Below are 10,940 nucleotides of genomic sequence, written 5' to 3'. Positions count from 1 at the left end.
GAGAACCCACCAAACAAAACGTAAAAATTCGTAATCAATCATAGTTAGGCTCCTAATTATTTAGATGACTGCTCAAAGTAGTAACGACCTGTTTTTAATGCACTCGGGCCAAGACGAGCATATTTAAACATTAAGTACATTTCCACTACTAAGAAAATAGTATAAAGGGCACAAATCAGACCGATTGAGAACCATAATTCGCCAGTGGTTAAGTTCGATGCTGCCACACCAACTGGTAACATATCGTAAATAGCCCAAGGCTGACGACCATATTCCGCTAAGAACCAGCCACTTTCAATGGCAAGCCAAGGAAGCGGAAGTCCCCATAATAATGCGTGTAACAAGAAGCGGCTTTTACCCACTGTTTTACGCACATTTTGTACCACGGCGGCAATCATTAAGATAAGAATTAAGCCACCTGCTGCCATCATTACACGGAACGCCCAGAATGTTGGCCCAACATTAGGTACCGTATCTAAGGTTGCTTGCTTAATTTGTGATTCTGTTGCATCAACCACTTTGTCTGTATAGCGTTTTAATAGTAAGCCATAACCAAGATCACCACGTACTGCATCAAATTGTGCTTTGGTTTCTTCATTGATTTGACCTGCTTTTTTCTCTGCTCTTAATTGTTCAAGCAAACCATAAGCCACCATACCTTGACGAACACGTTGTTCATTCACCACTAAAATATCGTTGATCCCTGCAAAGGTTTTATCCAATGAACGGGTTACGATAATCCCTGCAGCGTAAGGAATTTGTAAGGCAAAATCATTATGTCTTTCCGCTTGATTTGGCACAACAATCATATTCCAATTAGCTGGTGCGGGTTCAGTATGCCATTCCCCTTCCATTGCTGCTAATTTCATTGGTTGTTTTTGTCCGATTTCATAACCAGATTCATCACCCATAATTAGCACAGACACAACGGCAATAATACCGAATACAGAAGCGACAGAGAAAGAACGTTTAGCAAAACCAATATCACGTCCTTTTAAGATGTAATAAGCACTAATTGCTAAAACAAAGAATGCCCCTGAAACATAACCTGCAGATAAAGTGTGTAGGAATTTACTTTGTGCAACTGGATTTAACCAAAGATCCATAAAGCTGGTCATTTCCATTCGCATTGTTTCAAAATTGAAATCTGAGCCTACTGGTGCTTGCATCCAGCCGTTTGCCACCAAAATCCACATTGCAGAAAGGTTTGAACCGAAAGCCACGCAGTATGTTGAGAGTAAGTGTTTACCTTTTGATAAACGATCCCAACCGAAGAAGAATAACCCAACAAAGGTAGATTCTAAGAAGAAGGCTAATAATGCCTCAATTGCCAGTGGTGCACCAAAAATATCGCCCACATAATGTGAATAATATGACCAGTTAGTCCCGAACTGGAATTCCATTGTAATACCAGTTGTTACCCCTAAGGCAAAGTTAATACCAAATAACTTACCCCAGAATTTTGTCATATCTTTATAAACTTCTTTGCCTGTTGCCACATAAAGGGTTTCCATAATCACAAGAATGAAAGATAAACCCAATGTTAATGGCACAAACAAGAAGTGATATAACGCAGTTAATGCAAACTGCAATCTAGAGAGTTCAACAACGTCTAACATCTCAACTCCTTGTAAATATTACAAGTTCTAAACCAATGATTACTGTGTAATCACCCCAAAATCTTAAAGGTACACCCTTAAGCCAAGTTAATTGAATTATCTTCACAAGAATTATACAGATAACCCAAGATCGGTATGTATTCTACTACTAAAAGTGTGGATAAAAATAGTAAAAAATGTAACACCGATCACATTTTTTAGATTTAAATCAAAAATAAACCCATAGAAAGTATGCGCTTTTTTGACAAGCTTCAAATTATAGTTTCTCTTAACATTTTTACAACAAGAATTGTGCGTTACCTCGCAAAATAGAATAAAAATGATGAATAACTAGACTTTCCCCTCAGATTTTGCTAACTTTCGCAAAGCTCATTTTTTATTATATTTTTACAGATTGAAAATAAGGGAGTTTTAATGAAAATAATGAAGGGAATTATGTTCGTGGCAACGCTTGCTGCAACTGCATTTATGAGCGTTTCAATTTCAGCAGCACCACAACAAACAGAGAAAAATGCAATCCCTCAGCAATGCGCCAAACTCTTTAAAGAAACCGAAAACCTCATTGCCGAAGCGGAAAAACAACCGGGTACACACACCCAGTTAAACAAAATTAAGAGTAAGCTAAACCAAAGCAAAAAACAGATTCTTGAAATGGAACTTGCAACACAGATGAAAAGTTGTGATGCGGCGTTAGCAAAACTGGCTTCTAAACAACAAAATACACTGTAATGATTAAAAAGGCTTGTTAAAAAACAAGCCTTTTTTTATCTCCACTGTCTCTACAAAAATTAATCTTCTTGTAAAACCACTTTCCCAATGTAACCAAAATTACGATAACGCTGCGCGTAATCAATACCGTAGCCCACCACAAATTCATCAGGAATAGTGAAACCTACCCAATCCACTGGCACTTCCACTTCACGGCGCGAAGGTTTATCCAATAAAGTACAAATACGCAATGAAGCGGGATCACGCAGTTTTAGCATTTCACGCACTTTTTGCAAGGTGTAACCCGTATCAATAATATCTTCCACAATGAGAACCTGTTCATTACGAATATCGCCATCAAGATCCTTGCTAATTTTCACATCGTGATTTGTCGTCATTCCGCTGCCATAGCTTGTGGTGGTCATAAATTCCACTTCACCGGTAAATCAATTTCACGCACCAGATCTGCCATAAACATAAATGAACCACGCAACAAGCCAACCACAATCAGCTTTTCTACCTTTTGCTGATGATAATATTGCGTAATCTCACGGCCCAATTCGCTAATTCTTGCACGCACATCTTGCTCCGAAATCATCACATCTACATAGTGTTTTTTCATTATTAATTTACCTTTAAGCCCGCCAATGGCGAAATGATTGAGTTAAAAACGGTGAAATTGTAGCAAAAAAAAGGCCGAGATATAAGTCTCAGCCTTTTAAATACCCTAACGAATTTACTTTCTACTCTACTTGTTTGGAGCATCTTAAAAATGAATCATCATTTTCAACAACAATACTTAACAAACGCCCTCATTCTAGCAAACTAAAAAGTATTGTCAATAAGAATAATTCTCATTCATAAAATTAATTTCCTGATACCTTCATCTTTTCTAACAAGATTGAACCAGTTTGAATGTTAGAGCGGTGTTCAATATCGTCTGCCACAGCGACAATTTGCTTAAACATTTCGGGAAGTGTCCCTGCAATGGTAATTTCAGCCACTGGATATTGGATTTGCCCATTTTCCACCCAAAATCCTGCTGCACCACGGGAATAATCACCAGTAACGAGATTGACGCCTTGCCCCATGAGATCCGTAACTAGCAAGCCCGTTCCCATTTTTTCTAAAAGTGCGGTCAATCCCCCCTGCAAATTTGGTTTCACTAACCAATTATGAATCCCACCCGCGTGGCCCGTGCTTTGCATACCCAGCTTTCGCCCACTATAACTAGTTAATAAGTAAGTTTGCAAAATGCCTTGCTCAATAATTTCCATATCGCGAGTTCGCACGCCTTCACTATCAAAAGGTGAAGAAGCCAATTTCCCAATTAAATGTGGGCGTTCACTAATGTGAAACCAATCTGGCAAAATTTGCTTGCCTAAGGCATCTAATAAAAACTCGCTTTACGGTATAAACTGCCGCCACTAATCGCTGCGGTCAAATGACTGATCAGCCCTGTTGCCACATCATTTAAAAACACTACTGGCACTTCTTGGGTCGCAATTTTTTGCGGATTTAAACGTGATAAGGCTTTTTTCGCCGCATTTTCTCCCACCCAAGCTGGATTTTCTAACTTATCTGGATAACGTGAAATGGTATATTCATAATCACGCTCAAGCTGATCATTTTCCCCCGCAATCATCGAACAAGAAAGGGAATAACGGCTAGACAAATAGCTCTGCAACATTCCATAACTGTTGCCATAAACTCGCACGCCAGTATGAGAATTAAAAGCAGCCCCTTCACTATTTACAATACGCTCATCATAATCCAACGCCGTTTTTTCTGCATTCAATGCTAACGATGTCGCCTGATCCACATCAATGTCAGTGGGGTGATAAAGGGATAAATCTGGCGCATCAAACGCCATTAAATCGCGATCAGCCAAGCCTGCGCAATCATCAGGCGAGGTATATTTTGCAATGGCAAGGGCGGCTTCCACGGCATTTTTGATCGCCACCGGGCTTAAATCAGAAGTGGACGCATTGCCTTTTTGCTGCCCTAAATAAACCGAAATACCTAATGCCCCATCATTATTAAATTCCACGTTTTCAATTTCTTGCAAACGAGTGGAAACAGAAAGCCCATTTACTTTGGTCACGGCAACTTCCGCGCTTGCGCCCGCTTTTGTTGCAATATCAATGGCATAACTCACAGCCTCACGCAATTCTTGTTCTTGCTGTTTTAAAAGTGCGGTAGGATTTTGTTGCATTTTTTAACCTCTCATCAAAATTTGCCGTATTCTATCCCATTTTCCCTTATCTCGCTAATTTAGCCGAAATTATGCTACACTAACGCCCATTTAGCGTATTTAGATTTAGGAAAACCTTATGGCAAAACGTAGAAAAGAACAATTTGATTGGGAAGATGAAGAACAAGAAGAAATTATTTGGGTAAGCAAAAGTGAAATAAAACGTGATGCGGAAGCCTTAAAACAGCTAGGTGAAAAATTGGTAAATCTAACCAAAACCAACTTAGAAAAAATTCCATTGGAAGAAAATATTCTTGATGCCATTGCGCTCGCTCAACGCTTACAAAAAGAAGCAAAACGCCGCCAACTACAGTATATTGGCAAGCTGCTGCGCCAAGTAGATTCTGAGCCAATCCAAGAAGCCTTGGATAAAATCGAGAATAAACACAATCACCAACAAGCACTGTTACATAAATTAGAATTACTGCGTGATGAACTCATCACCAAAGGGGACGAGGCATTAAGCAATGTACTGCATGACTACCCCGATGCCGATCGCCAACATCTGCGCAACCTAATCCGTGCAGCGCAAAAAGAAAAAGTGCAAAACAAACCGCCAAAAGCCTATCGTGAGATTTTTCAATATTTGAAAGAATTGGCGATTGAGGAATAATTTATCCCCACATATCCCAATAAAAAATGGCACGCTTAATGTGCCATTTTTTGCTGAGAACGCTGATTTTAGCCTATTCATCTAATAACCGCTTCCAAATTTCAACTGTTTCAGGTTTTGGTGTACCTTTCTCCATTCCTAATTGAATAGCAATATGTTGCAACTGCTTTGCAAGCGCTGGCTGTCCACATAAATTAAGGCTTACGATAATACGAGAGATTTTTTTATCTTCGTGTCCAATATGTCTAATCCAATAATCTCGATTCTTTATTTCCTCGCTAATTTTGAGTTCACTATTTTCCAAATATAATTCCCAATAACGGATGATATGTTTAAACGTTGTTAAAAATTTAGGGGCTGTAGTAGATTAGCCCTAAATATTATCTATATAACCGGAAAGTGAATTACCAGATGGGTTATTAAATAAGTTCATATGTAGCCACTGTTATCGGTGTATTGGTTGAAGTGCCTGTGATGCTTTCACTTGTTGCGTTGTTAAATCGTTGGAATAAATAATGACAAGCAGTGGGATTTTCGCAATTTACAAATTTTCACGAAAATCCCTCTATTTTTATAGTTAGATACCACTATTCCACTTTAAACATCCCCATCATACCGAGGTTTTCATGTTCTAAAATATGGCAATGGTACATTTTCAACCCAGTATGTCCTTGCTTAAAGCGAACAATCACTTTTTCATAAGGGCGTAAATTAACCACATCTTTTAACGCTCTGCCTTCTGGCTTAAAGGTTTTACCGTTTAACGTATGTTGAATTACTTCAAATTGAGTGCCATGCAAATGGAATGGATGATCCATATGGCTTTCATTGAAGATTTCCCACTGTTCCACTTCATTCAATTTGGTAACAAAATCAATACGGTTCATATCAAAGGTTTGACCGTTGATTAAGAACATCCCATCCATCATTGGCGGAATAGGGTTATTCGTTGGTGCTGTGCTGGTGTGATGTGTGTCATGATTCATCATTGGCATATTTGTATGGTTCATCATTTTTTCACTAAAGCGAATTTGGCGAACCTGCTTTGGTTCATCCCAGTTAGGCAAGGATCTTAAGCTTTCAGGTAACTGAACAGGTTCTGATTTCACCTGAATTGTGGCTAAAGTGAGATCTTTAGGCTGTTCTTGCACCATCATCTTACGGCGATCATAATAACCGCTTTGTAAATTGACTGTTCCTTGCGTTTCACCCACCATAATCACTTCAACGCGTTCGGCTGGTGTAAGTAGCAGTTCATCAACAGGCGAGCGAGGTTTTTCAAGTAAACCACCTTCGGTACCCACCACAATCCATTTCACCCCTGGAATGTTTAAACGAAAATAACGAGCGCTAGTGGCATTCCAAAGACGGATTCGTTCATTCGTTTTCACTTGAATCTGGGGCTGATATTGACCGTTGATTAACACAAATTCACCCTCACGGCCGTTCATCCAATCTAACATCGTGTTTGCTGGAATGGTGCCATCGGCATTTAAACGCAGATCGGAAATCACCCAATGTTGTTCAGGAAGGTGTGCAAGCGGATCATTTTTCGCTTTAACAACGAAAGTGCCTGCTAAGCCTTTATAGACTTGTTCGGAAACATGGTCATGTGGATGAGGGTGGTACCAATATGTCCCAGCACTGCCTTGAGGTAGCGTAAAGCGATAGACTTTTTTCCCTTGCGGTTCAACCATATCCATCGGGTTACCATCCGCCTCATTTGGTACATCTAAACCGTGCCAATGCACCGTTGTGGGTTGTGGTAGGTGATTGATAAATTCAATTTCTACGGTATCGCCTTCAAATACTTCAATTTGTGGCCCGGGTAGTTGTCCGTTATAAGCCCAAAATTCCGTTTCTTTATTGTCTGCGAGGCGAATTTTAATAGGCTCTGCTTTTAAAGTGGCTTTGAATAGTCCAGCTTGAGTGGATTGGTTAGCAAGCTTTGGTAATATACCATTGAGTGATAAGCCTGAGGGCATTGCCTCGAGAGGCATTAAGCCAGTAGGGGCTGAATGCATCATCGCCATATTGCCGTGTTGTGCGTGGTTCATCATATTCGCAAGGCTATAAAGCGAGCTACTGGCTAAGCTAAGCCCAATGCCATAACGTAAAAAATCTCGACGTTTCATTTTTTCACCTCTTATTGGTTATAGGATTTGAACACTTCACTTTCACCGTTTTTCTTAATCAAAATAACATCATAGGGATCTTTACGTCCGCCGTATGCTTCACCGTCCATACCTGGTGAACCAATCGGCATGCCAGGTGCGGACAAGCCAACTGCATCGGGTTTTTCTGCGAGTAAACGTTTGATATCCTCAGCAGGTACATGTCCTTCAATCACATAGCCATCAATCACGGCTGTGTGGCAAGAAGCATGTTCATATTTAATGTTAAAGCGCTTATGAGCATTATAATTGCCTGTTTCGTTGACTTTAATCTCAAAACCGTTTTTCTGCATATAGCTGATCCATTCATTACAACAGCCACAAGTCGGGCTTTTCCACACTTCCATAGAAAGTGTTTGTGCTTGAGCAAAAGCGGTTATGCCTAAACTTAAAAGCAACAATGAGCGGGTGAATTTATGTAATTTCATAAGATGTCCTTATTTTTATTGAGATGGAATGGCGCAATGTTAAAGCTTGACCTAGGGTTAAGGTCAAGTAATCTGAAAAAATTCTATCATTTGAAAATTTTTCTCAAAATCCTACTGCTTGTAGTAGAGATATGCCAACGTACCATCCACTATTATTTTTGGGGCTGTACTAGATAACTAGAATAAATTCTGCTTTACTAAATGTTCTAAAATGGAAATTTGAACTTTTATTTCACTGTGGTTAAAACGCCATTCACATTCCTTCAAATACAGTTCAAAATGCTCTTTGGGAATGCCGTTAAACTTCCGTAAGTGGCGTTTTGCCTGATTCCAAAAGTTCTCAATTCCGTTAATATGATTTTGCCGTTCAGCAAAAATGTGTGCTGTGATTGATGCGAAAGTAGCTAAACTCACTCACATCAAGTACATCATAGCTTTTGTAACAATCAGTATAAACAATACTGTCAGGCTTTACCTGCTCACGTATTATCAGCAATAAAGTGGCAGTTTGCGTATTGGGCACAGCAACGGTGTAAACCTTGCCGTTGCGCTTCAGAAGCCCGAATACAGCCACTTTGCCGGCTGCCCCGCGACCGCGTTTGCCTTTGCGCTGTCCGCCAAAATAGCTTTCATCAACCTCTACTTCGCCATCAAACATTTCCAGATGCGGGCTGTTATGGAAAATCAGTAAACGTAAACGATGAAAATAATAGGCAGCAGTGTTTTTATTAACGCCGACTAATTGAGCTGCAATGCGAGCACTAACACCCGCAATAAACAGTTCAATCAGTTTGTTTTGCTTGTACTGACTTAAACGACTTCTTCTCATAGGGATTATTCTAACCTGAAATTAGATTTCCCTAGTTATCTAGTACAGCCCCTTAAATATTTGTTTAAAACACCGTTTGGAGCAATTCAAGCGGTGTTTTTGTGTGGAAATTTTGCAAAAAATGAACTTTCAGGCTGCCTGAAAAAACATTATCCTTTATCTTTAATACTTTTAATGATTTGACAATTTTCAATTTCTTTATTTTGACAACCAATAATTTGTTCCAAAAATGATTTAACTTCTTGTAATTGCTTAATTTGTTCGTTGATATGTGATAAATGTTTTTGGGTTAATTCATCAACATCATCACATTGATGATTGGGAGTTGTTTGAAATGTCAATAAGACCTGAATGTCATTTAAAGAAAAACCGATATTGCGACAAGTTTTAATAAAGCGTAATTGTTCTAGCTGATTTTCATCAAAAACTCGGTAGCCATTAGCTTGAAAAGTTGGCTTGATTAAGCCTTGTTTTTCATAATAACGAATGGTTTCTAAATGCACGCCTGTTTGTTCACTGGCTTGTTTAATTTGAAAAATTTTTGACATTGTACTTGGCTCTGTAATAACTACGGAGTTTATATTATAGCAAATTTCAATCATCTTTCGGAGTTTGTTATGGCGTGCCAAAGTTGTTGCAGTTCAAATCAGCCCATTCATCAATCACCCAAGTACAAAAAAGCCTTGTGGATTGTCTTGATATTAAATTTATCAATGTTCTTTGTGGAAATTGTAATGGGGATTAAATCGGGTTCAACTTCGCTGTTGTCGGACAGCTTGGATTTCTTGGGCGATAGTGCCAATTATTTGATAAGTTTGATTGTTTTGCCAATGGCATTAAGTTACCGTGCCAAAGCATCTATGGTTAAGGGGCTAACGATGGGCGTTTTTGGCTTATTTATTTTAATTACAACCATTTATCGTGCGTTTTATGGGGAAATTCCCAGTTATAGCGAAATGAGTATTGTGGGATTTTTGGCGTTATTGGTGAATGTGTCGGCATTGTTGATATTATTAAAATTCCGTGATGGCGACAGTAATGTCCGAAGTGTATGGGTATGTTCTCGCAATGATGCGATTGGTAATGTGGCAGTGATTTTGGCTGGCATAGCAGTTTATTTTTTTCAATCAAAATATCCTGATTTAATTGTGGCGTTTATTTTGGCATTTTTAGCATTACAAGCCAGTCAAGAAATCATCAAAAGGGCTTGGGTGGAAGTAAAAGTCAGTTAATTTATAAACACCGTTTGAATTTGATTTTCAAGCGGTGTTTTTGTTTGAGAATTTTGCAAAATAACTTTCAGGCAGCCTGAAAAACCTACACCCCTTTATTTTCCAGCGATTTTCGGTTTATCCACCACACCAGCGACAACATCACAGGCACTTCAACCAACACGCCCACCACCGTTGCCAATGCCGCCCCTGAATTTAAACCAAATAAAGCAATCGCCACCGCCACCGCCAATTCAAAAAAACTTGCTTGTGCCGATTAAGGCAAGCAGGGGCGGAAATGGCGTGGGGCAATTTAAGCCATTTTGCCCAAATCGCACTCAAGGCAAAAATGCCGTAAGTCTGCACCAATAAAGGAATGGCAATCAGCAGGATAATCATCGGCTTATCCACAATGGTTTGTGCCTGAAACGCAAACAACAGCACCACCGTCAATAACAATCCCAAGATAGACAAAGGCTTAAAACGCTGGCTGAATTGGCGAATTTTGTGTTCATCTTGCAAAGATTTGCGAGTGGCAACTCCCACAAGCAAAGGCAACACCAAATACAGCAACACGCTAAAAAACAGCGTATCCCACGGGATTGTGATGTCGTTGATACCCAAAAGTAGCCCAGCAATCGGGGCAAAGGCAAAAATCATAATCACATCATTTAAAGACACTTGCACCAGCGTGTAATTGGGGTCGCCTTTGACCAGTTGAGACCAAACAAAAACCATTGCCGTACAAGGTGCAACCCCAAGCAAAATCATACCTGCAATGTATTCGTTTGCCGATTGTTCATCTACCCAGCCAGCAAAAAACACCTTAAAAAACAACCAGCCAACAAGTGCCATCGTAAAAGGCTTAATCAACCAATTCACCGTTAAAGTCAGCCACAGCCCTTTGGGATTGTGGCGGATATTTTTAATGGCAAGCCAGTCAATTTGTATCATCATCGGATAAATCATCAGCCAAATCAGCACCGCAATCGGCAAATTGATTTGAGCCACCTGCATTGTGGCAATCCATTGAAAATAAGGTGTAAACCAAATACCCAGCCCCACGCCAAGCAAAATCGCCAACCCCACCCACACACTCAAAAA

The 10,940-nt window shown here is 39.6% G+C and carries 8 protein-coding genes and 4 pseudogenes; 3 read left to right on the top strand and 9 right to left on the bottom strand.

Translation table 11 applies throughout. The annotated features are described in order from the left end of the window. Positions 1 to 56: 56 nt before the first annotated feature. The gene (locus tag C3Z13_RS10975; RefSeq protein WP_103853715.1) at positions 57 to 1,619 is read right to left on the bottom strand and encodes a cytochrome ubiquinol oxidase subunit I; all 1,563 of its coding nucleotides are present in this window, start codon (positions 1,617 to 1,619) and stop codon (positions 57 to 59) included. 468 nt (positions 1,620 to 2,087) lie between these two features. Here C3Z13_RS10975 and C3Z13_RS10970 point away from each other — a divergent pair, with 468 nt between their 5' ends. Further along, positions 2,088 to 2,348 carry a DUF5339 domain-containing protein gene (locus C3Z13_RS10970; RefSeq protein WP_172459852.1) on the top strand — a complete coding sequence of 87 codons (261 nt, stop codon included), beginning with the start codon at positions 2,088 to 2,090 and terminating at the stop codon, positions 2,346 to 2,348. A 59-nt stretch (positions 2,349 to 2,407) separates the two neighbouring features. On the opposite strand, the pseudogene hpt reads toward C3Z13_RS10970, so the two are convergent. Both hpt and pmbA read right to left on the bottom strand, forming a co-directional pair. Continuing rightward, positions 2,408 to 2,949 (bottom strand): annotated as a pseudogene (hpt, locus tag C3Z13_RS10965) (hypoxanthine phosphoribosyltransferase). Between the two features lie 244 nt (positions 2,950 to 3,193). Continuing rightward, positions 3,194 to 4,542 (bottom strand): annotated as a pseudogene (gene pmbA, locus C3Z13_RS10960) (metalloprotease PmbA). Positions 4,543 to 4,660: 118 nt separating this feature from the next. Here pmbA and yjgA point away from each other — a divergent pair. Continuing rightward, positions 4,661 to 5,194: a ribosome biogenesis factor YjgA gene (gene yjgA / locus C3Z13_RS10955; protein ID WP_103855935.1), complete on the top strand. Its 534-nt coding sequence runs from the start codon at positions 4,661 to 4,663 to the stop codon at positions 5,192 to 5,194. A gap of 73 nt (positions 5,195 to 5,267) precedes the next feature. On the opposite strand, the gene C3Z13_RS10950 is transcribed toward yjgA, so the two are convergent. The 5 genes and pseudogenes from C3Z13_RS10950 to C3Z13_RS10925 all read right to left on the bottom strand — a co-directional run bounded on the left by C3Z13_RS10950 (position 5,268) and on the right by C3Z13_RS10925 (position 9,173). After that, complete coding sequence (locus C3Z13_RS10950; protein WP_103855934.1) at positions 5,268 to 5,498, bottom strand: hypothetical protein; 231 nt, start codon at positions 5,496 to 5,498, stop codon at positions 5,268 to 5,270. Between the two features lie 283 nt (positions 5,499 to 5,781). Beyond that, on the bottom strand, positions 5,782 to 7,329 hold the full coding sequence (locus C3Z13_RS10945) for a multicopper oxidase family protein (RefSeq protein WP_103855933.1): 1,548 nt from the start codon (positions 7,327 to 7,329) through the stop codon (positions 5,782 to 5,784). An 11-nt stretch (positions 7,330 to 7,340) separates the two neighbouring features. Beyond that, a complete protein-coding gene (locus C3Z13_RS10940) occupies positions 7,341 to 7,796 on the bottom strand; it encodes a DUF411 domain-containing protein (protein ID WP_103855932.1) in 456 nt (151 codons plus the stop codon). 177 nt (positions 7,797 to 7,973) lie between these two features. Beyond that, positions 7,974 to 8,625: pseudogene (locus tag C3Z13_RS10930) on the bottom strand (IS1595 family transposase). A 149-nt stretch (positions 8,626 to 8,774) separates the two neighbouring features. Next, complete coding sequence (locus tag C3Z13_RS10925; RefSeq protein ID WP_013746097.1) at positions 8,775 to 9,173, bottom strand: MerR family transcriptional regulator; 399 nt, start codon at positions 9,171 to 9,173, stop codon at positions 8,775 to 8,777. Positions 9,174 to 9,242: 69 nt separating this feature from the next. Here C3Z13_RS10925 and C3Z13_RS10920 point away from each other — a divergent pair, with 69 nt between their 5' ends. Beyond that, entirely contained in the window at positions 9,243 to 9,857 is a 615-nt protein-coding gene (locus C3Z13_RS10920) for a cation efflux transmembrane domain-containing protein (RefSeq protein WP_039096602.1), read from the top strand. 85 nt (positions 9,858 to 9,942) lie between these two features. On the opposite strand, the pseudogene arsB reads toward C3Z13_RS10920, so the two are convergent. Beyond that, positions 9,943 to 10,940, bottom strand: a pseudogene (arsB, locus tag C3Z13_RS10915) (ACR3 family arsenite efflux transporter); the annotation flags it as partial.

Source organism: Avibacterium endocarditidis (genome assembly GCF_002921145.1).
Taxonomy (GTDB): domain Bacteria; phylum Pseudomonadota; class Gammaproteobacteria; order Enterobacterales; family Pasteurellaceae; genus Avibacterium; species Avibacterium endocarditidis.
Note: the sequence above shows the minus strand (reverse complement) of the source record. Positions and strands in the feature narration are given on the sequence as shown.